The organism is Croceibacterium selenioxidans (assembly GCF_018599195.1).
GTDB classification, from domain to species: Bacteria; Pseudomonadota; Alphaproteobacteria; order Sphingomonadales; family Sphingomonadaceae; genus Croceibacterium_A; species Croceibacterium_A selenioxidans.
The window spans coordinates 601,548-627,720 of the sequence record NZ_JAHFVK010000001.1 but is presented as its reverse complement, the minus strand read 5'-3'; the positions used below and the strand labels follow the sequence as shown (position 1 = coordinate 627,720).

Here is a 26,173-nt window from a genome sequence, read left to right as displayed (position 1 = left end):
TACCGCGAACGGAACTCTCTGGAACTTGCCCATGCATCAAGTCCGTGCCGTAATTCTGACCGGTTATCTCGAAGTCGCAAAGCACGTCTGCCTGGATGGTCCGCGCATGTTGCGGGAGATGGACATTTCTCTGCAGTCGCTTTCTCACCCGGAAAGCCCGCTTCCGGCGGCGACGGTCAACAAGCTCCTCGAACGGTCCGCGGCGGAATCAGGATGTGACAACTTCGGCTTGTTCATGGCTGAATGCCGATCCTTCGCCAGCCTCGGCCCCCTGAGCCTGCTGTTCGAGCACCTGCCCAATGTGCGGGAAGTGGCGAAGGCAAGCATCGCCTACCGGCGTTACATGAACGACGTCATTCACATCTCGATGGAAGAGGACGCGGATACCTGCGTGCTGCGGGTCGAAGTCCTGCCGATCGCCATGGGGGTGCAGATGCTGGACCTGGTCGTGGGCTCAGGATATCGCATCCTTTCGGGCGTCTCGGCGGACCGCTGGCGGCCTTCGAGTGTCCACCTGGTTCGGCCCGAACCCAAGGACCTCGCGCCCTGGCGCCGCTTCTATCCGTGCCGCATAGAGTTCGAGAGCAATTTCAACGGTTACGTCGCTCCCAGCAGCTCGATGCGCCTACCGACCTTGTTGCCCGACGCGACGATGGCCAAACACGCGGAGCATCTGCTGCACCTGGTGCCCCTGCCCAATCCGGACAAGGTCGGTGACAGCGTGAGGCGAGCGATCACCCTGCTCCTGCCGAGCGGCAAGGCGACGGTGCAGCAAGTCGCTTCCCACCTCGGCATGAGCCCCCGCACGCTTCAACGCAGGCTAGAGCAGGAGGGCGTGGTGTTTGGCGAACTGTTGAACGAGATCCGCCGGGGCCTCGCCACGCACTATCTTACCGGCTCGACCCGGCCGATCATCGTGATCGGCGGCTTGCTGGGGTTTGCCTCCCCCGGTTCTTTCACACGCTGGTTCGTCGGCGAATTCGGCGTGCCCCCCCGAACCTGGCGGGCCGAACAGGAGGAAGGCGAGCTCGAAACGGCCTAGGCCGGCCGGCTCAACTCCGGTCAGACCGCCGCCGGAGCCGCGAGCGGGAAGAACGGGATCGCCACATCGAACGAGGCGCCGTCCTCTCCGGCAAAAGAGTAGTGTCCTTCCATCGAGCCGATGTTGGTCATCAGTTCGCATCCGGACACATAGTCATGAGTCGCGCCGGGAGCGAGAACGGGCGTTTCGCCGACAACCCCCTCGCCATCGACCAGACTTACCATCCCGTGGGCGTCGGTGATCCGCCAATGGCGAGTACGCAACTGGATCACATCGTCGCGACCGTTTTCGATTCGTATATGGTAGACCCAGAACCATCGCTTTGCTTCGGTTCGCGACTGATCGGGCATGAAGTTGACCGCAACGCGCACGGTGACCCCGGCGGTTTTCGCCGCGTGCTGGAACAGGCTGGCGAGCACATCTTGCATACTTGGTCCCGTAACCCCTTTACCTACCCGGAGCAAAGGGCTTGCGGCCAGTTGCACCCAGCGAAGATCGCCGAGTTCAGCCATTTCCGGGACGAGTTCCCTCGCTCAGCAGGATTTTCTGTATGCGCGGCGGATTGGACGACAGATGTCGGAATTATTTGCGACCGCCTCTCAATAGCGATAAGGCTTCCGCTTTCGCAGTGGAGGTAAGCGATGAACAAATCCGGCGGCGTCCCCTGTCTGCCCGCGCCCATGCCGCACGATCGGACGACCCGGACAATTCTGTTTGCCCTCCGGCGCATGGCTATTCACGGGGTGCGCGATGCCAGCGCGTGCTGGCTTATGCTCGACCTATTCAGCACCGGATTTCGCCGTCCCCTGGTCCTATTGCGAGCCTTCATGCTCGAACTTTCGCACGCTTCGCGCGGACCGATCCGATTGGCCCCCTGCTGCACTCCGAGAATGACCGAAGACGAAAGCCTGATCATGCGCATCCTGTTCGGCGCGACAAACGACCTCGGCGCCGCCGAAGACCTGTTGGTCGAGCTTACACGTAATCCAGGGGTCTCCGAACCGCTTTCCGCCGCCGCGGCCTTCGGTCGTAGCTTGTCGTCGGCCGCGATTCCGAAAACGGCTTAGAGACCCGCTTTGGTGAAGGCCTGGTCGAGATCTTCGATCAGGTCAGCTGGATCCTCGAGCCCGACGTTGATCCGCAGCATTCCCTGCTCGATCCCCATCTCCAACCGCGCTTCTTCGCCCATGTTGGCATGAGTGGTGCTGGCCGGGTGGCATAGCAGCGACTTCGAATCCCCGATGTTGTTGGAGATGTCGATCAGTTGCAGCGCATCGAGCACAGCGTGCGCCTGCGCGCGGCCGCCATCGAGAACGAAGCTGAAGATCGGGCCGACGGCGTCCATCTGTTTCATCGCCAGATTGTGCTGCGGATGGCTCGGCAGACCGGGATGGAGCATTTGCGGCACCCGGCTTTCGACGAACCGCCCGACTTCGAGCGCATTCCGGCTTTGCGCATGCGCGCGCAACGACAGCGTCTCCAACCCCTTCAACACCACCCAGGCATTAAATGGAGAGCAGTTGGGACCGGTGTTGCGCTGAAACGGCAGCAGGACCTCGTCGATCCACTGCCTCGTTCCGCAAACCGCCCCGGCAAGGACCCTTCCCTGCCCGTCCATCAACTTGGTGGCCGAGTAGGCGACCACATCCGCACCGAATTCGAGCGGACGTTGCAGGGCGGCGGTGGCGAAGGCGTTGTCTACCACGCTGGTGATGCCGCGAGATTTCGCGAGGCCGCACACGAACTCGAGATCGACAACGTCCATCGTCGGATTGGCCGGAGTCTCGAAGAAGAACACCTTGGTGTTCGGCCGGATCGCGGCTTCCCAGGCCGCATTGTCCCGTGCGTCGATGACGGTCGCTTCGATCCCGAACTTGGGAAGAAGAGTGTCCACCAACCATCGGCACGAGCCAAAGGCAGCGCGGCCCGCCACGACATGGTCGCCAGTCTTCAGTTGGCAGAGAAGCGCGGTCGTCATTGCGGCCATGCCGGTTGCCTGGACTCGGCACGCTTCCGAGCCTTCCATCGCGGCAATACGTTCCTCAAGCATGGCAACTGTCGGATTTTGCAGGCGGGAGTAAGTCATCCCTTCCGCCTCGCCGGCAAACCTGGCCGCCACAGTCGCGGCGTCATCGTAGGTATATCCAGAGGTCAGGAACAAGGCTTCGCTGGTTTCGCCTTGTTCCGAGCGCCATGTCCCTGCGCGCACTGCGCGCGTGGCCGGGCGCCACTGGGAGGTGATCGAACGGTCCGTGCCGGTAGTCTTCTTCATCGCAGCGCGTCTAGGCGCTGCGTCTGGCGTGGGCAATGGGGTGGTTAGCGCCGAACGGCGTTACGGACTTATCGGAAAGTCGCTGTCATCGTCGCCGTCGATCAGAATGATCAGCGCAGCCAACACCTGCCCACTTTGGGCCAAAAAAAACGGGGCCCGTTGAGACCCCGCTTCCTTTGATAACTCAGATTCAGCCTAATTACGGGCTGGTCGGAGCATCATCACCGTCGTCGAGCAGCAGGATAAGGCCCAGCGCCACAGCCGCGAAAGCGGCCACGAGCCAAACCGAAACACCAGCCACGTTCTCGGCATTCTCAACCCCCGAAGGTGCACGCACCGGGGCAGCCTGAACGGAAGCCGCCTGGGCCGATCCGGCGACAAGTGTCAAAGCCGCGCCGGCGGCAAGAAGCGATTTACGCACCATAACTCCTCCACTGATTCTCTAAATGCGGTCGTAGCCGCAGGCCCGTCTATTATAAGAAGGATTAAGATGCACTAAAAAGTTCCTGCCCCGACAGGGCCTTACCGCAATCGCAACACAACTCGTCCGATGTCCCCGCACCGACCCGCCATTGTCACGGGCTGACGGGGATCAAATCCTCTTCGCTTTCGCTGAGGAGAAGGATCAGGAGGAATAGTCCCACAACCGAGGCAGCAATGATCCACATCGACGTGGAGTCGAGCTTGTCGGTCGCTTCACTGACCGCCGCAGGCATCCGTTGCGGCCGTGCGTCGGCTGTACCCGAAACGATCAGTGCCGAGACGAGTGCCGCAATTAGGGTTCGGCGGAGCATCCAAATTGGTCCTGGGAGAGCCCTTGGCGGCTTGAGCCGCGCCAAGAATCCAAAAGGGCAGATGTCCGACCGCTGTCCCGATGGGGGGCAGGACAGCGGCCGGCTCTCACTGCCCACAGGTCTTATGACGGAAAGCGAAGCCGCGTTATATTGGGGAATACCCCCAGTCCCTGTGAAAAGATTCCCGATTCAAATTTGCCATAATCGCCGGGATCGACAGCTTGCCACGCTCCCGTCGGCGCATTATCCGCTACGCCGATGAGCGCCGGCTCCGCTACCCCTCCCCTTCACCCCCGCGATCCCCTCGGCTGGACGGTCGCGATCACGCTTGGCTTCTTCGCGCTGATCATGGTGCGGCTGACGATACCCTCGAAGCCGTTCTTTGACGAGGTCCACTACCTTCCGGCTGCGCGCACCATCCTGGAGCTGTCGCATCTCGTGAATTCCGAGCACCCACCGATGGGCAAGGTCCTCATCGCGTTCGGGATGCGCGTGTTCGGCGACAACCCGCTCGGCTGGCGGATCATGTCGGCACTGTTCGGGACGCTGGGCTTGTGGTCGGCTATGCGCGCCATGTGGTTCGCATCAGGTGCCCGCTTCGCCACTATCGCCAACGGAATCCTGCTGGCCACCGCCTTTCCGCTCTTCATCCACTCACGAATCGCCATGCTCGACATCTTCATGGCGAGCTTCGTGCTGCTGGCGCTGTGGATGTGCGCCGGAGCCGTGCGCGAAAGCGAAACCGCCCGTTGGCGACTGGCGATAGCCGGTGCGGCGATGGGTTTTGCCATGGCCTGCAAATGGAACGCCATTCCTCTCGCCATGATGCCGGGCCTGACCTTCCTGGTGGTTCGAATGCATTCGGCGGGTTGGCGTTTCCTGACCTGCCGCCGAGGGCCCCCGGTTCCAGGCATGACCTTGCTGGAAGCCGCCTTCTGGCTCGGCCTGGTGCCGGTCGTGGCCTACGCTCTGTCCTATGCCCCGCTGGCCTTTCTCCATCAGGGCGCGGTCGATCCGATGCATCTCGCCGAGCTGCAGAAGAAGATGTACGACCTGCAACAGACGGTTGTCCGTCCGCACACCTACATGAGCGTGTGGTATCAATGGGTCGTCAACTGGCGCGCCATCTGGTACCTCTACGAGGTCGTCGACGGAGCGCAGCGAGGCGTGCTGTTGATCGGCAACCCGCTTACCATGTTGATCGGCTTGCCTGCCCTGGCCTGGTGCCTTTGGGTCGGGATCAAGCGCCGGCGGTGGGACGCTCTGGCCGTCTTCACCCTTTACGCGGTGAGCCTGGGATTCTGGATCGTCGCCAAGAAGCCGGTCCAGTTTTACTACCACTACTTCCTGCCGAGCACCTTCCTGATCGCCGCGCTTGCCCTGGTGCTGGACGACTTCTGGCGGCGCGGACACCGCAGGATAGCGCTGGCCACGATCGCGGCCTCATGCGCGGTGTTCGCCTTCTTCTACCCCATCCTGTCCGCGGCCCCGCTCAAGGGCCACGATTCCTACGTCACCTGGATGTGGCTTCACAGCTGGCGTTAGGCATGCCCGCCCCCTTGATGGGGTAAAGGTTTTAGCCGAACCGCCCCCAGACGAAGCGGCTCGACAGGGCGTAGTTCCAAACCGAACCGATTAGAATCCCGGTCAGGGCCGCCGGATAAGTGTGAAAGCCCATGCGCACCAACACCGCCGCCGCGCCGACGTTGGTCAGCAGGCCGACTGAACAGGTCAAGCCAAACTTGAGCCAGCCTTTGGCCAGAGGCCACGCCCCGCGCAGCCGCTGGTCGGCATAAGTCAGCGCGTTGTTGAGCACGAAGTTGAAGGTCATCGCCACCAGTGCCGCGATCGTCTGTCCGACCTCGAAGGTCGAGACCAGATGATCCTCGAACCGCCCGCCGAACAGCGTCAGGAAGGCGCTGAGCACCGCCATGTGTACGATCACACCCGCAGCGCCGATCGTGCCGAACAAGGCGTAACGCGTTGGGATGATGCGCCCGAGCCACTTGTCGTAGAGGCCAACGAGGAATTCGAACACGACCGTCCGGTCGAGCTTGCTTTCACCTTCGGCGCGCGCTGCAAATTTCAAAGGGAATTCCTTTACCTTGAGCGGCGTGTCGATAGTCGCCAGGATGTCGAGCAGGATCTTGAAGCCGATCCCCGATAGCCGGTGGGCATCACGGCGGAGTAGCTCGGTCCGGAGCATGAAATAGCCGCTCATGGGATCGGTCAGGTCGACGCCCGTCACCTTGCGCGCGAGCTGGTTGGCGACTGCCGAGACCTTCTCGCGGTCCGGGCGGTTCCACCCTTCCATGCTCGCGCCTTCGGCAAAGCGCGATCCGACCGCAACGTCGCATTCCCCGGAATGAATGGCCGCGAGCATCCGCGGCAGAAGGGCTGGATCGTGCTGGTGGTCGGCATCCATCACCGCGACGATGGGCGCCGCGGTGGCGCACATGCCCTCTATCGCCGCGCTCGCCAGCCCGCGACGGCCGATGCGCTGGATTACCCTAATGCGCGGATCGCCGAGCGAGATCTCGCGGGCGGCATCGGCCGTGCCGTCACTGCTGTTGTCGTCGACGAAGATTGCTTCCCAGCCCGTCGGTCCGAGCGCAGCTTCCAGCCGGTCGACCATCGGCCCGATGTTGGGCCGCTCATTGAAGGTCGGCAGGACGACCGCCAGCTCCAGCGAGCCGGTGGCCGTAGCGTCAGAGCCGGGCAACGACGGCGTCGCCAATTTCCACCGTTCCCGCGCTTCCGCCAAGGTCCGCGCCCTTCACTCCGTCCGCCAGGGTCTTTGACACGGCCCCCTCGATCTGCGCCGCCTTGGCCTCGAGGCCGAAGCTGTGGCGCAGCATCATCGCCAAGCTGAGGATCATCGCCAGCGGATTGGCCTTGCCCTGACCGGCAATGTCGGGCGCGCTGCCGTGGATCGGCTCGTACAGGCCCTTGGTACCAAACTCCGTCTGGTGCTCGCCCAAAGAGGCGCTCGCGAGGAGGCCAATCGAACCTACGCACATGCTGGCCTGGTCGGACAGGATATCGCCGAACAGGTTTCCGGTGACGACGACGTCGAACTGCCCCGGATTGCGCACCAGCTGCATCGCCGCGTTGTCGACGTACATGTGGCTGAGTTCAACGTCTGGATATTCGGCCGATACCTCGATCACGACGTCGCGCCAGAGCTGGCTGGTTTCGAGGACGTTGGCCTTGTCCACGCTGCAGAGGCGCTTGCCCCGCCCTTGCGCAGCGCGGAAGCCGACGTGGGCGATGCGGCGCACTTCGTCTTCGGCGTAGGACATCAAGTCGAAGCCCTGCCGGCGGCCGTCATCGAGGCGGCGGATCGCCTTTTCGCCGAAATAGACGTCGCCGTTGAGTTCGCGCACGATCAGCAGATCGATGGCGCGAGCCACTTCAGGACGCAACGCAGAGAGATCCTCCAGCCCGGGAAACATGGTCGCGGGCCGCAAATTGGCGAACAGGCCGAGTGCCTGGCGCAAGCCGAGGATCGCCTGCTCAGGACGCAGATGCCGTTCAAGATTGTCGCATCCCGGGTCGCCGACAGCGCCGAACAGTACCGCGTCCGCGGCCTTGGCCATTTCCAGCGTTTCCGGTGGGAGCGGATGCCCGTGCCGTCGATAACCGATGCCCCCGACGTCGCCCTCCCAGATCGTCAGGCCCGGCAGGTCCAGCTTATCCAGCACACGGCGTGCTTCGGCCATGATCTCAGGGCCAATTCCATCTCCGGCAAGGCAAGCGATCTTCATAGGTCAGGCAATTCGTCCAAGCAGTTCACGCAATCGAGCGCGCGCGGCCATAACATCACCGCGGCGGTCGGCAAGGAGGTAGTGATCGAGAGACGCCGACAGCTTGTCCATCGCCCCCAGGATATCCTCGAGTTCGCCCTGCGGCCTCTCGCCGTCGCCGCCGTAGCCGAGCTCGCGCAGCAGCAGAGTCTCGTAACCTACAAGAGCTCCGGTCCATCCGCGCGCCGAAGGGGACAGGCAGATCGCCGAAAGCAAACCGGCGAGCGCATCGTAAAGCGGGGGATAGGCTTGCCGCTCTGGCAAGGCGGAGGCGGTCAGGGCGCAAACCCACCCAATCGCCGCCGCGGGCAAAGGCTCTGTCAGCCATGGCCCGCGGCTTTCGAGCAACTCGAGCTTGGCGAAGGGGAGCTGGCTGTCCGACCTGGCCGTAAGCTGCGCTTCCACCAGGTTTCCGGGAATCGTCACCGGCCGCAACTGTCGCCCACGGCCGCCAGCTACATAGGCGGCCACGACCCCGTACTCGGCCGTCAGCAGCCGCGCCACCACGGCGGTCTCGCCGTGCGGGCGTGCGGCAAGCAGGATGGCGGGGGCGCGGAGATGCATGGGGCGAGGCTTAGATCATCCTCCCCCGGCACGGGAGAGTTACTTGGAAAGCTTCGCCTCGAGCTCGGCCACGCGCGCCTCAAGCTTTGCGGCGTCCTCGCGAGCGCGGCTGGCCATTTCCTTGACCGCTTCGAACTCTTCACGCGAAACGAAGTCGAGACCGCCGAACGTCTCTTTCATCCGCGCACGCGCGCCTTCGCGCGCTTCGCGCGTCATGCCCGCAAACGTGCCGGCGGCGGCATTCGCCAGTTTCACGAAGTCGGCGATCAGGGGGTTTTCGCTCTGCATGGGGGCTATGTGGCCGCACCGCGTCAATTCGGCAAGCGCTAGGTAGGGGCCTGCCCCTAAAGTTCGAACCGCTGCACGGCGGCGGATACCTCTACCCCGTCGGCATCAGGATTGAGACGCAGGAACTGCCAGTTGAGCACCGTCGCGAACAGGAGCCAGGCGAGATAGGGCAGCATGAGCAAAGCTGCCGAGCGCCGCACTTTCCAGAACAACACGATGGTGACGATTACAGCCACGTTCAGGACGCCAATCACGATCAGCGCCAGGGTGATCTCGTGTGCGGCGAAGAATATCGGGTTCCAGGCGAGGTTTATCGCCAGCTGGACGATAAAGGCCACGATCGCCGCACTCCGATAGCGCGATCCCCAGGCCGAGCAAACGATCGCCATGGCAAAGCCCATCATGGTATAGAGGATGGGCCAGACGATGCCGAAAGCGGCCGGTGGCGGGAAGATCGATGGTTTGTCGAGCACCATGAACCAGGGGTCGCTCGACGTATCGCCGCCCGCCAGTCCGGACAGTCGGCCCAGAAGCAGAACCGCGGGCACAAGGAATAGGGACCAGCGCACGAAACTGGCACGCAACTGTGCGGGAGAAGCGAGACGGTTCATCGAAGCCCCTGAACGAATCGTGTCAAGGTATCGCGGAACCGCTGCCTGTGCGCAATCAGCCGCGATGGGCAGCCACTAGGAATTCCACGTTTCCTTCAGTTCCGGTGATCGGGCTCTCGATAATACCATCGATCCGCCATCCATCACCCTCGAGCCATGAACGCACTTCGTCACAAACCCTGGCATGAAGCACGGGGTCACGCACGATGCCCCCCTTGCCTACCTCTTCGCGGCCAACTTCGAACTGCGGTTTTATCAGCGCCACGAGGCGGCAGCGGGTCGCCGCGAGGCGCAGCGGCACCTCAAGGACCTTGGCCAGGCCGATGAACGAGGCATCGCACACCACCCAGTCGCAGGCCTGGTCGATCTGTTGCGGCGTCAGCGCCCGGGCGTTGGTTTGCTCGAGTACCGTGACGCGGGGGTCCTGGCGCAGCTTCCAGGCGAGCTGGTTGGTGCCGACGTCGACCGCGAACACGTGTGCCGCGCCGTTTTCGAGCAAGACCTCGGTAAAACCGCCGGTCGAGCTGCCTATGTCCATCGCCACCGCACCTTTGGCATCAAGCCCGAAGTGTTCGATGGCATGGGCCAGCTTCACTCCGCCCCGTCCGACCCACGGGTGGTCGCGCCCCCGGACTTCGATCGGTACGTCCTCGCGGACCTGCTGGCCGGGCTTGTCGATCCGGGTTTCGCCTGCAAAGACCAATCCGGCCATGACCAGCGCCTGGGCGCGGGCCCGGCTTTCGGCCTGCCCTCGCTCCACGAGTAACTGGTCGATGCGTCGCTTGCCTGCCATGATGGCGGCGATAGGGCGATGACAGCGGCCAGGCCAGAGGTTGTTGCCGGGCAGGGGAATACTGCCCACAGCGAGGAGCAGATTTGATGCGGTTCAAGCGGGTTCAACTAGGCATGGCGTTTTGTTGTCTTGCTATCGCCGGATGTGTTCCCGCCCCTCCACCGCCCCCCGCGCCGACTCCAGCGCCAGCCCCCCGTCCGGCGCCGCCGCCCGTTCCGGCCCCCGCTCCGGTTGCAAGCTACGATCACTGGATGGACGCTCCGGCAACGCCCGGGGACTGGACCTATCGCAATGGCACGGCGCTGTTCTCCGACCCCGCCGGCGGGGCGTTGCTGGCGCTGCGCTGCGATCGCGCGGCGGGCGCGGTCGAGCTCGTCCGGGCGGGTCAAGTCACCGCGACGGAGATAATCGTACGGGCGGAAACCCTGGAACGCGGGCTCAGCGCCAGGACCGCCGCCGCGGGCGTTGCGGCGCAGATCCCGTCGCGCGACCCGCTGCTCGACGCGATGGCCTTTTCAAAAGGCAGGTTCGCCGTCGAAGTGATTGGTCTGCCGACGCTTTATGCGCCCGCCTACCCAGAAGTAACCCGAGTTATCGAGGATTGCCGTTAGTTTAACTCCTCCCCTCCTCGAGAAGGAGGAGTGCCGCCAGAGGCGTGGGTGACGGTCCGCGACGCGTCCCTTGATCACCCCCGCCCGACGCTCTCCCAAGGAGAGGGGGCTGTCTCGGCTAGGGCAATTTTTCCGGGAGGTCCGCGGCTTGGCGCGAAGGCATGATTCTGACGGGGAAAAACATTTTTACAAGTCTTGTGTTCAAGCGCGAGGTGACTCAAATTCCACTTCAGGCCAGCGGTCCACGCAGGCTTGGCCCCACGGTGAAACGGGGGGCATGGCTTCCAAGCGCGAAAGGAGGTGATCCGATGTCTCATGGTTCAGCAGGGAGGTCGGTGACGGCCCGCGCGAAGCATTATCGGTAATCGCAACTTTCGCCGATAAAGGCTTCGTGGGCGGCTCATCCGGCCGCTGACCATGCGAAAGGTCGCTTCGGTTAAGGCCGAAGCGGCCTTTCTCATATCTGGGCCCGACAAAAACCTCTTTCCTACAAGGTGACTGGCAGGGCATGGGACTGTCATGCGTTGCGCGAGGCATCACTTTCAAAGGCAATTCCCGGCAGGGCCAAACCGGGATCTGGAAGGTTACACCCGCTTTTCGAAAAAGCCCGGATTTTCAACAAGAAGCCCGAATATCTCGATCCACCGGCAACCCTCAAATGTGTGATCGCAAAGGTAACAGACCGCGCTCTGCGCTGGATGGCCGCCAGACAGGTCGGAGAGCCCTGCCCCACCAAGCCATGCGCGCTGCGAGCCCCTTCTCAACCGGCTTCCAGCCAGCTAGGGCTACCCGGAAGCGGTTTCATCCCTTACCATTAATTACAAATTTACTTGTCATATTGTAATTTTCGTACAGAGATTGCCTCCGACAGAGGCAAGGACCAGGAATCATGGCGACGTTGGCCGACCCGAACACCCAGTTTACCCAGCTTCCCCACCCCTCGCCCGTGGCAGACGCCGATCGCGAGCGGCTGATTGCGGACCCCGGATTCGGTAAGGTTTTCACCGACCACATGGTGGTGATCGAATGGACCGAAGGACAAGGCTGGCACTCCCATACGCTCGGGCCACGTGAGCCGCTGAGCCTCGATCCAGCGGCCGCTGTCCTTCACTATGCGCAGGAAATTTTCGAAGGGCTCAAGGCCTACCGGCTCGATGACGGAACGATGGCCTTGTTCCGGCCGGAGGAGAACGCGCGCCGTTTCAACGCGTCGGCCCGACGCCTGGCGATGCCGGAGTTGCCGGAAGACGTCTTCGTCGAGGCCGTACGCCAACTCGCCCTGGCGGACCGCGATTGGTTTCCGAAAGTGCCCGGCGGCTCGCTTTACCTGCGGCCCTTCATGTTCGCCGACGAACCGTTCCTCGGCGTGCGCCCGGCCAAGCACTACAAGTTCCTCGTCATCTGCAGCCCGGCGGGCAACTATTTCAAGTCGGGCTCCCCGGCGGTCTCGATCTGGGTTTCCGGCGCCTACACCCGGGCGGCCCCCGGCGGCACCGGCGCAGCCAAGTGCGGCGGCAACTACGCCGCGAGCCTTGTCCCGCAAGCGGAAGCCATCGCGCGCGGCCACGACCAGGTCGTGTTTCTCGATGCCGCTGAGCACAAATGGGTCGAAGAACTCGGTGGCATGAACGTCTTTTTCGCCTTCGATGATGGCCGCGTCGTGACCCCGCCGCTGACCGGTACGATCCTTCCCGGCGTCACCCGCGACAGCCTGCTGAAGCTGGCGCGCGAAGACGGCCTCGACGTGCGCGAAGAGCGCTACAGCCTCGACCAATGGCGCGCCGATGCGGAGAGCGGCAAGCTCGTCGAATGCTTCGCCTGCGGCACCGCTGCCGTCGTCACCCCGATCGGTCGAGTGGCCGGTGAGGATGGCGAATTCACTATCGGCAGCGGCGGTCCCGGCCAGTTGACCAGCAAGCTGCGCGAGCGGCTCGTAGCGATCCAGCGCGGAGCGGCTGAGGATCGCCACGGCTGGGTAGTCCGGCTCGACTGAAGGTCTGAATGGCCTTCCGCCTCAAGGCTAGCGACGGGTCGCTTGAGGCAAGTGTAAAGCGGATTGCGGCGGAACAACTGGACAAGGCGCTGGCCTCGATCGAGAGCCAGGGTCCCGATCGCGCGATCCACGCGGTGCGTGAGCGGTGCAAGAAGATGCGCGCCCTCCTTCGCCTCGTGCGAACGGCCTTCCCAAACTACGCGGAAGAGAACGCGTTTCTTCGCGACACCGCGCGCCTGGTGTCGCGAAAACGCGATGCTTACGTCATCCGGGAAACTTTCGCGGCGCTCACTGGCGAGCCGGCCCAGATTGTTGCGGAGCCCGCGCAGGACATCAGCGCCTTGCTTGGGGAATGCCGCCTACGCTTGCTCGCGGTGAAAGCCCGCACCCCGTCCTGGTCGGTCGACGAACGGGGCTGGGATGCGCTGTCGGGCGGCTTCACCAAGACGACACGCGACGCTCGCAGAGCCGCGAAGACAGCTCGCCAGCACCCTGACGCGAGGTCCCACCACGAACTTCGAAAGCAAGTGAAGTACCATGGTTTCCACTGCCAGATCCTGCGTCCCATCAAACCTAGAAAGCTCAAGCGCCGCGTACGCGAGGCGGCTCGGCTCGCCGACGCTTTGGGCCGGCACCACGACCTCGTTTTGCTCACCTCACACCTCACCGGCGCTCCGACGGACTTCATCTCGGTCCGCCGCTCCCATGAAATCCTGATGAAGGCGTCAAACAGCTCGGCAGCGCTCGAACGCGTCGCAAGACGCCGGGCGCGGAAGCTACTGGCCCAGCGTCCCCGCCGATTGTCGAAAAGTTTGGGCAAGCAATGGAAGACCTGGGCAGCCGAAGAAAAATTCGAGCTATGATCAGAAGAGCGCCGTGGTGACCGCCCTTCTCGCCAAGCGGCCGATCGCCTGTCTCAGGCTGCTTCGGACCCGTCAACGCGCTCGGCTACCGTCGAGGGCTGAGCGCTGAGGAACAGGCGAATGTGGTCGAGCAAGGTCGGGTCGAGCGGCTTGGCAAAGCGCACGCCGTGCATCGCGCCCACGCGCCATTTGACCCGTCCTTCGAGTGGTTCCGCGCGCCCTACTTCAAGGCTCACGGGTGAGCCGACCTTGAAGGTGTGGCTCGATGAAAGACGGCAACCGCTCCAGGAGAGATTGGTCACCAGTACCGTATGCGGCTTGCCCAGCTCTTCCTTGAGCTTGGCGCTGACCTGCACGCTATAACGATCAGCGCGTCGGCGATTGATGCTCATTCTCCGCCCCTGAAGACTACCCAAATACCAGGGACGGTATTAGCGATGATTTGTTAACTGTGAGTTAGTTGCTGACTTAAGTTTAGTTGAGATCCCGAAGGCCGCCCAACACCAGGTCGCTGGCCCTTTCGCCAATCATGATCGAAGTTGCATTCGTATTACCCTGAGGGATCGTCGGCATGATCGACGCATCGGCGACCCATAGGCCCTGGACCCCGCGAACGGCGCAATCGGGACCGGTGACCGCGAGTGGATCGCTGGCCGCGCCCATCTTCGCGGTGCCGACGGGGTGGAACATCGGGATTGTCGCCGCGCCGACATAACCTCGCAGCGCCTCGCGACTATCCGCGGATGCGCCGGGCCTTATCTCCGCCTTCACTTGCGGCGCGATCGCGGGCTGGGCCATGATCTTGCGCGCGATCTCGAGCCCCTCCACTAACTGCGCGGCGTCGTCTTCCTCACCCAGCAAACGATGTTCAATCAGCGGCGCGGCATAAGGGTCGCCCGACCGAAGTGAAATCCGCCCGCGCGACTTGGGCCGCATCACCGCGATGAAAGTACTGACCGCCGCATCCTTTGCGAGGGCCAGGTTGCCCTTGGGCGTGATCTCGAAGGCGAAGGCGCTGAAGGCGAGTTGGAGATTGGGAGCCGGCAGCCCCTCACGGCTCTTCACGAACGCCTGCGCATGACCAATCCCAGTCGTCAGCGCGCCGCTACGGGCAAAGGCCAGCTCCAGCACTTGGCGGAATCCGGCAAACCCCCGGGCGTCATCATTGAGCGTGTGAGCCGAGACCGTATTGACCAGATGGCAGCCGGGATGTTCCTGCAGATTCTGCCCAACTCCCGGCAGGTCGGTGACGAGTGCAATCCCATGCCCTTGCAGTTCGCTTGCAGGGCCTATGCCCGACAGCATGAGCAGCCGTGGCGTGTTGAGCGCACCCGCGCTCAGCACCACGCCGTAGCGAGCGGTGAGGGTCAGCACTTCGCCACCTCGACGGATCGTCACACCGCTAGCTCGACCATCCTGCACCTCGATCTTGAGCACTTGCGCCTCAAGCAGAAGCTCGAGCGTCGGTGGCCGGTTTCGCAGGTACCCCGCTGCCGTCGAGCAGCGCAGGCCGTTGCGTTGAGACAGTTGGATCATGTCGACGCCTTCGCCGACTTCGCCATTCAAATCCTTCGACCGCGCAATTCCCGCCTCTTCTGCCGCCTCGATCCATTCGTCGGTGATGGCATAGCGAGAGCGCACTTCCGAGACGTGGATCGGACCACCCTGGCCGCGCCAGGCATCGGCTCCGCGCTCGTTGTGCTCCAGCCGGCGGAAATAGGGCAGCACGCTCGCGTAGTCCCAGCCGGTAGCGCCAAGCTCCGCCCAATGGTCGAAATCCCACCGATGCCCGCGAATGAACATCATCCCGTTGATTGATGAGCCGCCACCGAGGCGCTTTCCGGCCGGCCACACGTCGGGCCGCCCACCCACGGAAGGATCGGGTTCCGCGCTGTAGCACCAGTCGAAGCCCGGCTTGTGAACCACCCCGCTCATCAGCGCGGGGATCGCGATCCGCGGATCCTTGTGGTCCTTACCGGCCTCGATCAGCAGGACCCTCAATCCGCTTTCGGCCAACCGCGTGGCACAGGCCAGTCCGGCTGAACCGCCGCCGACGACAATCAGGTCGGGCTCCCGCCCCATCCGCAATCCCCTCTACCCTTGGACAGAGGGGCGTAGCGGCATTCTACGGCTTCACAAAGCGCTGACTGATCCAATCTGAAATGACATCGAGCGCGGCCGGCGAGACTGTTTCCTCGATGTCGCGATACTCGCCCACCGAGCCGGTAGTGGCCGTCTGGAACAAGTGGTTGAGCCCAGGAAGCTCAACGACCGTGGCGTCCGGATTATTCTTCAGAGCCTCGCGAATGACAGGAAGGTTCTCCTTCGCAGGCACCTGAAGGTCGAGACTGCCGTTGAGCGCCAGTACCGGCACCTTGATCCGCGCAAGGTTGGGCACGGGATCGTACTTGAGGAAATACTGGAACCACGGCCCTGAAATCTGCCGCACCACGAGCGCACCGTCCATATCCGCCGGCATGCCAAGCGCGGTCTTCGCCTCTGGTGTGAGTACCGCCATCGCCGCGTCATAGCCCGCCTCAGGCGTATCGGCGTCGGCCATGGCCTTGAACAGGGCCGCCATGATCGGTTCCTGCCTGTCAATTTCCTCTTCGCTCAGGCCCATCTGAGCCGTCAGCAAGCGACGCTGGGAAAGCATGAGCTGGGATAGGTTCGTGCCCGGCCCGGCGAGCGCGACAAAGTAGGCGACGGCGGGATTGGTGGACATCGCGATGGGTCCGATCATTCCGCCTTCGGAGTGACCGATGAACCCGATTGCGTCGTGGCGAATGTCCGGACGAGCCGCCAGGTAGGCGAAGGCGGCATTGGCATCGGTGGCGAGATCGGCCGAGGTAGCGCTGGGGTAGTTGCCGGTCGACTTACCAACACCACGGTCATCGAAGCGCAAGACGGCGATGCCATGTCGCGTCAGATGATCGGCGATGACGGCGAAAGGCTTGTGCTCGAGCAAGGTCTCGTCACGGTCCTGCGCTCCGGATCCCGTGATCATAATCGCGGCGGGGAAAGGTCCCTTGCCCTCGGGCAGAGTGAGCGTGCCCGCAAGATGTACGTCGGCGAAGGCCGAATTGTCGAAGGCGACCTCTTCAACTTTGTAGGGAAACGGCTCCTTTGGCGTTTGAGGCCGGGAAAGCTGAGCGCGCGCGGCTATCTGCTCTTCGGTGGCCCGCGCGAATGTCATGGTCACGTCGGGTTGGTTGGAGCCCGTCCAGGTGCCCGTGAGCTCGTTGCCGGCCTCGGACAGCGTAGCTGCGAATTTTGCCATGCCGCGAAATACCGAGAGTGAGACGGACTGGCCGTCGCGCGTAAGGTCAGTCACTGGCACGGCCATAACCAGCTGGTCCGGCGAATCGTAAAGCGCGACCGTTCCGCGCTCCGAGGTCTTGATGCGCAGAACCTGCCGTAGCTTCGCTCCGTTGCGTTCGACACTGCCGACCCATACACCATCAAGTCCGGCGACGACCGGTTTTGGCGGCGGACTCCCCTTCGAAAGGTTCAGCTGCAAATCCATTCCCTGAGTCAGGGTGCCCTTCCACTGCTGATCCGCTTCGTCCCAGGTTCCCTGATAGGAAGCGTTGATCGGAGCGACCTTGAAAACAAGCTTGCCGCCAACCGCCGTGATTTCCGTTATCGGCGCCTTGTTGCCCGGATTTTGCTCGTAGTTTTCGATGGATGCGCTCAACACTCCGTCTTCGCCGCGGGTGACATAGAGGACCAGTGTCACGTCGCCGGTATTGGTCGAAATCTTGCCGTTCCAGGTACCAGCCACGTCGGGCGCCTCCTGCGCCACCGAGGGAGAAGCCACAACAACAGCGAGGGGGGCCGCCATGGCGAACGCGCACCTGATAAATCCTGTCATGCAAACTCTCCGAAACCCCTTCGGGCACTTAGTCGGCCAGCCGGACCGAGTCTTACTAGGACCGCAATTATTCCTCTCCTATAGCAAGGATGCATGACATCCTGTCAAGTATCATTGACTCCCTTTGTGGCAATTTGGCCGAACCCGGCTTCTGCGCTAGCAACCGGCATATGGCGGACGACGATGAAGAACGTATCGCAATGCGGGAAAGCGCCGGTTCGAGGCTGGCGCTGATCGCGGAAAGTTATGCCCGATTGACCGGAGAACCGCTTGTCGACGGAGCCTCGGGAGATGTCGAGGAAGCCTTGTGGCAATCTCCGCGCGTGATCATCGTGCACGGAACCGAGCCGGTCCCCCGCATCTTCTACGCCAACCGCAAAGCACTGGATCTATACCATATGTCGGCGAAGGCCTTCATCGGCATGCCGTCGCACCTTTGCGCCGAACCGGTGCGTCGCCACGAGCGGACGCGGGTCCTGAACGCGCTGAAGCGGAGCAACATGGTCCAGGTCGACACCGGAGTGAGGGTCGCCTCAACCGGACAGCGCTTCGAAATCGTACGGGCGCAATCATGGAACCTGCTCGACGAGCAGGGAGAAATCCACGGCGTCGTCGCCAGCTATCTTGAGTGGCGGTACATCGATCCGGCCTAGCCGCCGCGTTTCCAGACGCCCTGCCCCGGCAGGCGGCCGCGTTCGTGTGGAGTGGTGAGGTCGAGCCTTGGACCGATGGCCACGATGTGGTTCCGATCGGACAGGAACCAGTAACCGAACTTGATGAGTTCGAGGTCGACCGTACTCGCGATCCCGGGCCATTGGTAAAGCTCGCGCAAATAGCCGCGCAGGGCCGGATAATCCTCGATCCTCCGCAGGTTGCACTTGAACGCACCGTGGTATCCCACATCGAAGCGTACCAGCGATGTGAACGCCCGCCAGTCGGCTTCCGTCAGGAACTCGCCCGCCAGATAACGATGGCGTGAAAGGTGCTCTTCCATCGTATCGAGGGTGGCAAATACCTCGCGCACGGCTTCGTCATATGCCGCCTGTGTGCTGGCGAACCCGCTGCGGTAGACGCCGTTGTTCAGCCCCGGATAGATCAGCCCGTTCCATCGCTCGATCTCCGCGCGGAGCACCTCAGGATAGAAGTCGAGCCGATTGCCCGTGACTCCGTCGAACGCGGAATTGAGCATTCGGATGATCTCCGAACTCTCGTTGTTCACGATCCGTCGCTGTTTCTTGTCCCACAGCGTGGGCACAGTGACCTTGCCGGTGAAATTCGGATCGTGCTCCACATAGAGCCGGTGCAGCGGATAGCCGCCTTCGACGGGCCCGTCTGGGCCCTCGTCGAATATCCATCCCTCCTTGGGCAAGCCCGGGCGAGCGAAGGAGACAGTGATCACGTCCTCCAGGCCCTTGAGTACCCGAAAGGCTGTCGTGCGGGCGGCCCACGGGCAAACGGCCGCCACCCAGAGATGATAGCGGCCCGCTTCGGCGGGAAAGCTCGCGGCAGGATCCGGCGATATCCACTCCCGCAGCGGACTGTCGATCCGGCGAAAGCGCCCGTCCGCCCCGATCTCCTCGGCCGCCGGGAGTGTATCCACCCACTTGCCGTCTACCAGCTGCGCCATTTGCTCGTCTCCTCACAGCCCACCTAGGCGAAGTTGACCTCCGCACAAGTCCAGGACGATTTTGATTCAGGCCCGAGGTCGGTTACATTCCCCGCGGGGTCGCGTGGAGAGGGGAGACACATCATGTCCCAATTCGCAGCCGAAGCACCAGCCTCCAGGACACCGTGGCATGTTTGGGTCGTCGGTATTCTGTCCTTCCTGTGGAATGCGTCTGGAGCCTACATCATAGTTACCGCCCAACTGGGCAGGCTCGCGGGCGTCAGCGAGGCCGAGGCGGCCTACTACGCCGCCCAGGCGCCGTGGTTCGTAGCGCTAACGGATATCGCCCTGTTCAGCGCCATCGCCGGAGCCCTGGCCTTGCTCATCAAGAGCCGCTTTGCAGTGCCCCTCTTCGCGATCTCCCTGGTCTCGATCGTCGTGACCAATGGCTACGACCTGATCATGGGTACGAGCCAGATGTTCAACAACATGGGCACGATCGTCACGACCTGCCTCATCTGGGTGCTGTCGGTCCTGCAGCTGTGGTATGCGGCCGCGATGCGAGGGCGCGGAGTGTTGCGTTAGGCGAGGCGCTTGATCTCCTTGGGAGCCTTCTCAAGAAGCTTGATCAAGCCGCGCTCGTAACGACTCAGCCACTTGCTCTCGCGCGGAAGCCTGAGGCGCGCGCGCCATTTCTGCTGGCGGTCGACCAAGGCGACGACGGCCGGATGGATGTAGCTCTTGCGGGCCATTGCAGGCGTATTCCCAAGCTGCGCTCCAACCTCTGTGCTGAGCGCCTTCAGGGTCAGCGGCCGCTCGGCCTCGGCCAGCAGACGAAAGGCGAGAACACTCGCGTGCCAGGTGCGGAAGTTCTTGGCGGTGAAGTGTTCGCCCATCGCTTGGGCGATGTAGTCATTGACGTCCTGTGAGCCGACCGGATGAGCTTCGCCCGCGTCGTCGAGGTACTGGAACAGGTTCTGGCCAGGTAGGTCCTGCACTTTGCGCACGAAGCCGGCGAGCCGGCGGTCTGTCACGGTTGCTTCGCGCAATTGGCCGGACTTCGCCTTGAAACGCAACTTGAGCTTGGCCCCGGAAACACTGGCGTGGCGGCGCCGCAAGGTCGTGGCGCCGAAGCTCTTGTTGGCTTTGGCGTAACTCTCGTTTCCAACCCGGATGGCCCCCAGGTCAAGCAATCGGACAACGCTCGCCACCGCCCTCTCCCGGGTAAGTCCCCGGAGCGCAAGGTCCTTCGCCACTTGCTTGCGGACCCTCGGCAACAGCCGCCCGAATTCGGCGCAACCGTCGAACTTCTCGGCTTCTTGCCGGGAGCGGAACTCAGGGTTGTAGCGGTACTGCTTTCGGCCGCGGGCATCGATGCCGGTCGCCAGCAGATGCCCGCAGTCCTTCGGGCAGAACCAGGCATGGGTATAGGCAGGCGGCAAGGCGATCCGGTTGAGTCGGTCAATCTCGTTACGATCGGCAATGCGCTTGCCGCTGGGCAGGAAATAGGCCCAGCCCTTCCCCGCCCGCTTGCGGGTGATGCCCGGTTCGCTGTCATCGACATATTCGAGGTCGGAAGAATTGCGGGCCATGGATCGCTGCAACGACCACCGGACGCTTGCGGTTCCGCATCGGACACGCCATCTCCCCGCGACCCGACCTTTGCAGGAGTTTGCCGATGTCCGACGTTTACACCCCGCCCGAAGTCTGGACGTTCGATCCCGAGAACGGCGGCCAGTTCGCGGGCATCAACCGGCCGACGGCCGGCGCGCGAGAAGAAGTGGTTTTGCCGGTCGGCGACCATCCCTTCCAGCTCTATTCGCTTGGCACCCCTAACGGCGTCAAAGCGACGATCATGTTCGAAGAGTTGCTCGAGGCTGGTTTCTCCGGCGCCGAATACGATGCCTGGATGATCAAGATCTTTGCCGCCGACCAGTTCGGCTCCGGCTTCACCGAGCTCAACCCCAACGGCAAGATTCCCGCCCTGCTCGACCGCAGCGGCCCACAACCTTTCCGGGTTTTCGAAAGCGGATCAATCCTTGTGCACCTCGCGGAGAAGTTCGATTACCTTCTCCCCAAGACCCATCCGGCGCGGGCCGAGACGTTCAGCTGGCTCATGTGGCAGATGGGCAGCGCACCGTTCATCGGCGGCGGGTTCGGACATTTCTATGTCTACGCACCCGAACGCTACAAGTACCCGATCGACCGCTACGCGATGGAGACCAAGCGCCTCTTCTCCGTCGCCGACATGCAACTGGGCCAAACCGAGTATCTGGCCGGCTCCAACTTCACCATCGCCGACATCGCTGCCTACACCTGGCTCGGCAACCTATACCACGGGGCCTACAATGGTTCGGACAAGTTCCTCTCGTTGCACGAGTACGAGAATGTGGGCCGATGGGTGAAGGCGATCGACGCGCGTCCGGGCGTGATTCGCGGGCGCTTGGTCAATACTCAGGCCATGCCCGAGCGCCACTCGGCGGCGGACTTCGATGCAGTCGAGGACAAGTCGCTCTTCAACCCGGTGCGCAAACGCGCTGACGTCTGATCCTGTGCCTTGCGTGAGAGGCGCGACCCGTTATAGGGGCGCCTCTCCGCCATGCTGGGGCGTAGCCAAGCGGTAAGGCACCGGTTTTTGGTACCGGCATGCGCAGGTTCGAATCCTGCCGCCCCAGCCAGACTCCCTCTCTCCAGAGATGCGCTTGATTTGCCCTCGCTCAGCGCGCGGCGCAGTATCGCTTCACTGTTGCCGGTGAGAGGCCGAACTGTTCGGCTGTCTTGGCTATGCTGGCCTTGTTGGCCTTGCGCCACTCCCTCACCTCTTCCGCGTTCGCGGCAAAAGGCCGACCCAGGCTGGACTTCCCCCGGTGGGTCTTGCCCGTCGCTTTCAGCGCTTCTCTGGCCACTTGCCGCCCGGCGGCCGTGCGCTCGGCGATCTTGCGACGCTCCAGTTCAGCCAATTGTGCGAGCAGCGTGAGCAGAAGCTCCCCGACATCGCCGCCGATCCGGCCCAGGCCGCGGACTTCGACGGCCACCCCCGCGTCGATCAATCTCCTAACATTGGTCTGGACATCGAGCGCGTCGCGCCCCAGACGGTCGACCGCAAAAACATAAAGAGTGTCGCCCTTGCGGATGCTGGCAAGCAGGTCTGCAAAACCAGGTCTATCGGCCGCCTTCACCGAGCTGCTGACGCCCTCGTCAGAGAATTCCTGATCGAACGAGCCGCCCATCATGGTGCGCTGGACTTCGATGGAAGGGTCGGACGCGGAAACGCGGTAGTAGGCGATGTGATGAAACATGAGGCGCCCTTAGGCTCGGCTCAAAATATTCGTCAAGCTAAGTTTTGAGCTAGATCAAAAGTTATATTTTCGAGCCATTATCAACGATGGGTTCGCGCGGCTACTCTCGGTTTGACCAGTTACGCCGCCAATCCAGGGCGCCGGTGCGAGCGAGGGAACCGACATGATTGTGACACGGCTAACGTCACCGAGATTGCGCAACTCGATCGCCTGCTTGGCCGCTTCGTTCCTGCTTTCGCATGGGGCGCTCGCCACTGACCCTACGGAAGCGCCAGAGACGCTGACCGTCATCAGTCGCGAGGAATTGGCCAAGCTCCCGCTCGGCCCTGATCTGGTCGCGGTTCTCGATCTGCATAATCAGGCGCGAGCGGAAGCGGGTTCGCCTCCGTTGCAATGGAATCCCACGCTCGCACGTCACGCGCAGGAATACGCCAATGTCATTGCCGACACGGGCCGGCTCCAGCACTCGTCACGGGTCGGCCGGGAGAACGAACGCGAAAATCTCGTCGCGGGGCCACGTGCCGGAAATACTCCCCTCGGACTGGCACAGACCTGGCTCGACGAGCGCCGCTACTTTCGGGCGGGCATTTTTCCAGACGTCTGTGCCGGGGGCTGGTCGCGCTGTGCACACTACACGCAAATGATCTGGTCGACGACGACTGACGTAGGCTGCGGCTTCGCCTCAAAGGCCTACGACGCCCTGGTCTGCCGCTATTCGCCTCCGGGTAACAAGGACGGGCGGCCGGTCATTTCCATGGTACCGCAGGCCGCCCGCTAACTGAACCAAATCGATCAACCGGCCAAAAGCCGTGCCTGTGCGTACGTCGCATCGGGAAGCAATGGCTCGACGGTTGCCGTCTCCGGCACGAGCCGAGCGTGATCGCGACCGTTCTCGCGCAGCAGCTGTGCCAGGAGCGTCTTGCCGAAATGCCAGTCACCAATCCCGGAATCGGCATTGATGTGGCCTATGGCGCCGGCAAAGGCGAAGCGCGCGCCCCAGTCGCGAGCGAGGAGTTGCGCGGTGCGCAGGCTGCACAGCCGGTCATCCTGACTCGCGGCGAGGAACGAAGGGAAGGGAAGAGGTTCGCGCGGACACGAACCAAAGCGGGCCAGACGCGGGTCCGTCCCCGGACGATCGACGTCGGGCGGCGCCACAAGTAGCGCGCCTACGACTGGATTGCCGTATGCCGGTCGCTCGAACTCCGCCCACCACGCTACCGCCAGGCATCCAAGACTATGCGCCACCAGGATGACAGGCCGTTCCGCCCGATGAATCGCCAGGTTGAGCTTGTTGACCCAGGTATTGCGATGCGGATCGTCCCACATCCCCAGGTCGACGCGGCGGCAGTCGCTGCATTGCTGCTCCCAGCGCGATTGCCAGTGCTGCGGGTTGCTGTTGTGCATGCCCGGAACGATCAAGATCAGTGGATCATCGCGCAGGCTGCTATCATCGAGTTCGAGGTAGTGGGCCATTGCCGTCTCTCCCAAGGCAGAGGGATAAGGCCGTCCGATTCGCATGGTCCGACTGCGCTAAATTTAACTCAACAGTTTTGGTTGAGAACCCCCCTGCGACGAGATGAGGGTTCGATGCGATGGCGTCTTCCGACCCTTATTGCGACTCAAACGCAAAGCCATTGAAAACCTTTGGCCCTTGGTTATGGATCGCGGAAGGCGCCATGCGCTCGCCAAAGTGGCTGTCCCGGCCCCCTTGCTTGAAGGATTTCCATGGAATTTTCTAGGACCAGGCTCCGGTTGTTCCGGACCATAGCGTTTGTCGAGGGCGTAACCACTCTCGCGCTCTTTCTGGTCGCGATGCCAATGAAGTACTGGCTGGGGAATCCCGCTCTCGTTCCGCCAGCCGGTGCGATCCATGGCGCGGCGTGGCTAGCTTACCTTGGCGGCATGGTCCTGCTCTTGCCGGGTCAGGGACTTTCGGCCTGGAACTGGACCAGGACGTTCCTCGCTTCGCTTTTCCCGTTCGGCACATTCTTGAACGATGCGATGCTCAAAAAGGCCGAAGCCCGGATTATGCCTTCTGGCGAGGCAGATCCGGCCTGACCGCCCGTTCGCGGGTTACCCACATCAGGGCCCCGACGCTTACCAGGCTCGACACGAAAACCATGGCCGCGGCTCCTGAAACGCCGATCCATCTCATGGCGAACGGCAAGGATGCCAGCGCTAGCCCTGTCGGGACTCCTCGAAGCATGAAGTTGCGCAACGCGTGCCCTCGCGACACCAGCAGGGCCTCCAGAGACGCTCCTGCCAGCTCGATCGCTGCGGCGGCCGACAGGATAATCATCGGCGCATAGGCCGCGATGAATTCGGGGCCGGCGATCACCTTGATCACCCAGTGGCCGCCAAGGACGGAAAACAGAACTGCGCCCAGTCCGGTAAAGAAGGCGATCTTGCCGATCCGCGAAGCAATGTGCCGGGCCGCGTCGGGATCGCGGACGAGTTCCGGATAGGTGGCGCGCATCAGAGCCTGCGCCAACTTGAGCAGGCCCTCGCCAAGCTGGGCCGCCACGCGGTAAATGCCGGCCAGAGTTGCCCCGCCCAGCGCGCCGACCAACAGCACCAGTATCTGCCGCGAGGCGATCTGCAACGTCCCCGACAGCGCGGTCCCCCAGACAAAGCTCCAGACGCCCGGCTCGAACCGAGGCAGTCTCCGAAGGCTGATACGTGACAGGTCGATCTTCTCGCACTGGAGCGCGAAGAGCCAGTAAGTCGCCGCGGTGGCGATCTCTGCCAGGGCCCAAATGACGAGGAACGCTTCGATTGTCGGCACCATCAGCGCCGCGATACCGGCTCCGATAACCCTGACGATCGAGGTGACCGTATCCGCCCCCGCCCCTTTGGCGAAACGATCGTGGAGACGCAGGATCCCGGTGGGCGTCGAACGTATCGCCAGTAGGAAGACCAGGGTGAGCGCGTAAGCCTCCGGGCGAAGGTCGTACGGGATCGGCAGCCAGTCCCCGGCGAAGGCCAGCAACAGGGCCGAAGCGACCGCTCCCACACCGATCGCCAGTAAATCGAGCGCCAGCGCGAAACCGATCGCATCCTTCAGGGTGTCGCGCTGCTGGCCCCACCGGATCACGGCCTGCCAGGTCTGGAATGAGGTGAGCCCTGCCACCGCCTGAGCGAAAGTGAGACAGAGGGTGAAGTAGCCAAAGCCTTCAAGTCCGAGAGCCCGCGTAACGAGCGCAAGATAGGCCAGGCTCAGCACGCCGTTGACACCCCGCGCGCCCATCAGCCAACCGGTGTTCTGCAGTGCTCGGCGGATCATGGTGGGCCCTTTGGCGCAAGCCCTGCGGGATTGCAAAGCCATGTGCTCGCGCTAACTGAACAAAATGGGAGAAAATGGGATGGCTGCTGCTCAAGTCCGGCTGGGATTCTTCAAACTCAACGTGCCGGAGATGGCGCCGGCGTTGGCCTTCTGGGCGGAGGCGTTTGGATTTACGGTTACGACCAGCTTCGATGAGCCTGAGTTCCTTGAGCATATTCTCGCCCTGCCGGGACAGGAGACAGGGCCAAACCTGTTGCTGGTAGCCTATAAGGATGGGCGCGACGTCGGTGTCGGGCCGGGCCACGGTCCCGTAGGCCTGATCTGTGACGACATAGAGACCGCGCACGGCCGGGCACTCGCTTGCGGTGCCAGCCAACTGACGGGCGTGTTTGAGACCGCCGGCGTCAAGGTCGCAATGTTGCGCAGCCCCCAAGGTCACGAAATCGAGCTGATCCAGCTCCCCGCCAGCTGACG

The 26,173-nt window shown here is 62.9% G+C and carries 30 protein-coding genes and 1 tRNA gene; 13 read left to right on the top strand and 18 right to left on the bottom strand.

All coding sequences use genetic code 11. The features are described 5' to 3' along the window. Nucleotides 1-31 precede the first annotated feature (31 nt). Nucleotides 32-1,042 (top strand): AraC family transcriptional regulator, encoded by a 1,011-nt coding sequence (locus KK137_RS03085; protein WP_214534575.1) that lies wholly within the window; start codon nt 32-34, stop codon nt 1,040-1,042. Between the two features lie 20 nt (nt 1,043-1,062). Here KK137_RS03085 and apaG read toward each other — a convergent pair whose 3' ends face one another. After that, complete coding sequence (gene apaG, locus KK137_RS03080) at nt 1,063-1,470, bottom strand: Co2+/Mg2+ efflux protein ApaG (protein ID WP_214534574.1); 408 nt, start codon at nt 1,468-1,470, stop codon at nt 1,063-1,065. Between the two features lie 213 nt (nt 1,471-1,683). On the opposite strand from apaG, the gene KK137_RS16805 reads away from it, so the two are divergent. Beyond that, the gene (locus KK137_RS16805; RefSeq protein ID WP_338027953.1) at nt 1,684-2,109 is read left to right on the top strand and encodes a DUF6628 family protein; all 426 of its coding nucleotides are present in this window, start codon (nt 1,684-1,686) and stop codon (nt 2,107-2,109) included. Here the strand turns inward: KK137_RS16805 and KK137_RS03070 are convergent. The 3 genes from KK137_RS03070 to KK137_RS03060 form a co-directional block, all read right to left on the bottom strand. Then, nucleotides 2,106-3,314 carry a trans-sulfuration enzyme family protein gene (locus tag KK137_RS03070; protein WP_214534572.1) on the bottom strand — a complete coding sequence of 403 codons (1,209 nt, stop codon included), beginning with the start codon at nt 3,312-3,314 and terminating at the stop codon, nt 2,106-2,108. The genes KK137_RS16805 and KK137_RS03070 overlap by 4 nt on opposite strands. 199 nt (nt 3,315-3,513) lie before the next feature. Beyond that, nucleotides 3,514-3,735 (bottom strand): hypothetical protein, encoded by a 222-nt coding sequence (locus KK137_RS03065; protein ID WP_214534571.1) that lies wholly within the window; start codon nt 3,733-3,735, stop codon nt 3,514-3,516. Nucleotides 3,736-3,889: 154 nt separating this feature from the next. Further along, nucleotides 3,890-4,108, bottom strand: a complete 219-nt coding sequence (locus tag KK137_RS03060; protein ID WP_214534570.1) for a hypothetical protein — start codon at nt 4,106-4,108, stop codon at nt 3,890-3,892. Between the two features lie 258 nt (nt 4,109-4,366). Between KK137_RS03060 and KK137_RS03055 the strand changes: the two genes are divergently transcribed. Next, nucleotides 4,367-5,653: a glycosyltransferase family 39 protein gene (locus KK137_RS03055; RefSeq protein ID WP_214534569.1), complete on the top strand. Its 1,287-nt coding sequence runs from the start codon at nt 4,367-4,369 to the stop codon at nt 5,651-5,653. Between the two features lie 31 nt (nt 5,654-5,684). On the opposite strand, the gene KK137_RS03050 is transcribed toward KK137_RS03055, so the two are convergent. From KK137_RS03050 to KK137_RS03025, 6 genes are all read right to left on the bottom strand, one after another. Beyond that, nucleotides 5,685-6,743 (bottom strand): glycosyltransferase, encoded by a 1,059-nt coding sequence (locus KK137_RS03050; protein WP_250893687.1) that lies wholly within the window; start codon nt 6,741-6,743, stop codon nt 5,685-5,687. Between the two features lie 73 nt (nt 6,744-6,816). After that, the gene (leuB, locus tag KK137_RS03045; RefSeq protein ID WP_214534568.1) at nt 6,817-7,875 is read right to left on the bottom strand and encodes a 3-isopropylmalate dehydrogenase; all 1,059 of its coding nucleotides are present in this window, start codon (nt 7,873-7,875) and stop codon (nt 6,817-6,819) included. Nucleotides 7,876-7,878: 3 nt separating this feature from the next. Then, nucleotides 7,879-8,478: a DNA repair protein RecO gene (recO, locus tag KK137_RS03040; protein WP_214534567.1), complete on the bottom strand. Its 600-nt coding sequence runs from the start codon at nt 8,476-8,478 to the stop codon at nt 7,879-7,881. A gap of 39 nt (nt 8,479-8,517) precedes the next feature. Continuing rightward, entirely contained in the window at nt 8,518-8,766 is a 249-nt protein-coding gene (locus KK137_RS03035; protein WP_214534566.1) for an accessory factor UbiK family protein, read from the bottom strand. 56 nt (nt 8,767-8,822) lie between these two features. Further along, nucleotides 8,823-9,377: a TspO/MBR family protein gene (locus KK137_RS03030; protein WP_214534565.1), complete on the bottom strand. Its 555-nt coding sequence runs from the start codon at nt 9,375-9,377 to the stop codon at nt 8,823-8,825. 55 nt (nt 9,378-9,432) lie between these two features. Further along, nucleotides 9,433-10,170: a TlyA family RNA methyltransferase gene (locus tag KK137_RS03025; RefSeq protein ID WP_214534564.1), complete on the bottom strand. Its 738-nt coding sequence runs from the start codon at nt 10,168-10,170 to the stop codon at nt 9,433-9,435. 251 nt (nt 10,171-10,421) lie between these two features. Between KK137_RS03025 and KK137_RS03020 the strand changes: the two genes are divergently transcribed. From KK137_RS03020 to KK137_RS03010, 3 genes are all read left to right on the top strand, one after another. Beyond that, entirely contained in the window at nt 10,422-10,781 is a 360-nt protein-coding gene (locus KK137_RS03020) for a hypothetical protein (protein ID WP_250893560.1), read from the top strand. Nucleotides 10,782-11,670: 889 nt separating this feature from the next. Then, nucleotides 11,671-12,774: a branched-chain amino acid aminotransferase gene (locus tag KK137_RS03015; protein WP_214534563.1), complete on the top strand. Its 1,104-nt coding sequence runs from the start codon at nt 11,671-11,673 to the stop codon at nt 12,772-12,774. An 8-nt stretch (nt 12,775-12,782) separates the two neighbouring features. Further along, the gene (locus KK137_RS03010) at nt 12,783-13,637 is read left to right on the top strand and encodes a CHAD domain-containing protein (RefSeq protein WP_214534562.1); all 855 of its coding nucleotides are present in this window, start codon (nt 12,783-12,785) and stop codon (nt 13,635-13,637) included. 53 nt (nt 13,638-13,690) lie between these two features. Here KK137_RS03010 and KK137_RS03005 read toward each other — a convergent pair whose 3' ends face one another. From KK137_RS03005 to KK137_RS02995, 3 genes are all read right to left on the bottom strand, one after another. Further along, entirely contained in the window at nt 13,691-14,029 is a 339-nt protein-coding gene (locus tag KK137_RS03005; RefSeq protein WP_214534561.1) for a PilZ domain-containing protein, read from the bottom strand. 82 nt (nt 14,030-14,111) lie between these two features. After that, nucleotides 14,112-15,719 carry a GMC family oxidoreductase gene (locus KK137_RS03000; RefSeq protein ID WP_214534560.1) on the bottom strand — a complete coding sequence of 536 codons (1,608 nt, stop codon included), beginning with the start codon at nt 15,717-15,719 and terminating at the stop codon, nt 14,112-14,114. Nucleotides 15,720-15,762: 43 nt separating this feature from the next. Further along, nucleotides 15,763-17,481 (bottom strand): alpha/beta hydrolase family protein, encoded by a 1,719-nt coding sequence (locus tag KK137_RS02995; RefSeq protein ID WP_214534559.1) that lies wholly within the window; start codon nt 17,479-17,481, stop codon nt 15,763-15,765. 200 nt (nt 17,482-17,681) lie between these two features. Here KK137_RS02995 and KK137_RS02990 point away from each other — a divergent pair, with 200 nt between their 5' ends. Next, entirely contained in the window at nt 17,682-18,164 is a 483-nt protein-coding gene (locus tag KK137_RS02990) for an MEKHLA domain-containing protein (RefSeq protein WP_214534558.1), read from the top strand. On the opposite strand, the gene KK137_RS02985 is transcribed toward KK137_RS02990, so the two are convergent. Beyond that, a complete protein-coding gene (locus KK137_RS02985; RefSeq protein WP_214534557.1) occupies nt 18,161-19,138 on the bottom strand; it encodes a glutathione S-transferase family protein in 978 nt (325 codons plus the stop codon). The two genes, KK137_RS02990 and KK137_RS02985, sit on opposite strands and share 4 nt — an antisense overlap. 123 nt (nt 19,139-19,261) lie before the next feature. Between KK137_RS02985 and KK137_RS02980 the strand changes: the two genes are divergently transcribed. Beyond that, nucleotides 19,262-19,702 carry a hypothetical protein gene (locus KK137_RS02980; RefSeq protein ID WP_214534556.1) on the top strand — a complete coding sequence of 147 codons (441 nt, stop codon included), beginning with the start codon at nt 19,262-19,264 and terminating at the stop codon, nt 19,700-19,702. Here the strand turns inward: KK137_RS02980 and KK137_RS02975 are convergent. Continuing rightward, complete coding sequence (locus KK137_RS02975; RefSeq protein ID WP_214534555.1) at nt 19,699-20,709, bottom strand: DNA topoisomerase IB; 1,011 nt, start codon at nt 20,707-20,709, stop codon at nt 19,699-19,701. The genes KK137_RS02980 and KK137_RS02975 overlap by 4 nt on opposite strands. 86 nt (nt 20,710-20,795) lie before the next feature. On the opposite strand from KK137_RS02975, the gene yghU reads away from it, so the two are divergent. Both yghU and KK137_RS02965 read left to right on the top strand, forming a co-directional pair. Continuing rightward, nucleotides 20,796-21,665 carry a glutathione-dependent disulfide-bond oxidoreductase gene (yghU, locus tag KK137_RS02970; RefSeq protein ID WP_214534554.1) on the top strand — a complete coding sequence of 290 codons (870 nt, stop codon included), beginning with the start codon at nt 20,796-20,798 and terminating at the stop codon, nt 21,663-21,665. A gap of 55 nt (nt 21,666-21,720) precedes the next feature. After that, nucleotides 21,721-21,795: transfer RNA gene (locus KK137_RS02965), tRNA-Gln, on the top strand. A gap of 39 nt (nt 21,796-21,834) precedes the next feature. On the opposite strand, the gene KK137_RS02960 is transcribed toward KK137_RS02965, so the two are convergent. After that, nucleotides 21,835-22,416 (bottom strand): recombinase family protein, encoded by a 582-nt coding sequence (locus KK137_RS02960; RefSeq protein WP_214534553.1) that lies wholly within the window; start codon nt 22,414-22,416, stop codon nt 21,835-21,837. A gap of 163 nt (nt 22,417-22,579) precedes the next feature. On the opposite strand from KK137_RS02960, the gene KK137_RS02955 reads away from it, so the two are divergent. Next, on the top strand, nt 22,580-23,194 hold the full coding sequence (locus KK137_RS02955) for a CAP domain-containing protein (protein ID WP_214534552.1): 615 nt from the start codon (nt 22,580-22,582) through the stop codon (nt 23,192-23,194). A gap of 14 nt (nt 23,195-23,208) precedes the next feature. On the opposite strand, the gene KK137_RS02950 is transcribed toward KK137_RS02955, so the two are convergent. Continuing rightward, nucleotides 23,209-23,889, bottom strand: a complete 681-nt coding sequence (locus KK137_RS02950; protein WP_214534551.1) for an RBBP9/YdeN family alpha/beta hydrolase — start codon at nt 23,887-23,889, stop codon at nt 23,209-23,211. A gap of 252 nt (nt 23,890-24,141) precedes the next feature. Between KK137_RS02950 and KK137_RS02945 the strand changes: the two genes are divergently transcribed. Next, the gene (locus KK137_RS02945; RefSeq protein WP_250893559.1) at nt 24,142-24,474 is read left to right on the top strand and encodes a DUF3817 domain-containing protein; all 333 of its coding nucleotides are present in this window, start codon (nt 24,142-24,144) and stop codon (nt 24,472-24,474) included. Here the strand turns inward: KK137_RS02945 and KK137_RS02940 are convergent. Beyond that, on the bottom strand, nt 24,443-25,699 hold the full coding sequence (locus KK137_RS02940) for a lipopolysaccharide biosynthesis protein (protein ID WP_214534550.1): 1,257 nt from the start codon (nt 25,697-25,699) through the stop codon (nt 24,443-24,445). The two genes, KK137_RS02945 and KK137_RS02940, sit on opposite strands and share 32 nt — an antisense overlap. 79 nt (nt 25,700-25,778) lie before the next feature. Between KK137_RS02940 and KK137_RS02935 the strand changes: the two genes are divergently transcribed. Further along, nucleotides 25,779-26,171: a VOC family protein gene (locus KK137_RS02935; protein WP_214534549.1), complete on the top strand. Its 393-nt coding sequence runs from the start codon at nt 25,779-25,781 to the stop codon at nt 26,169-26,171. The last annotated feature ends 2 nt before the right edge of the window (nt 26,172-26,173 follow it).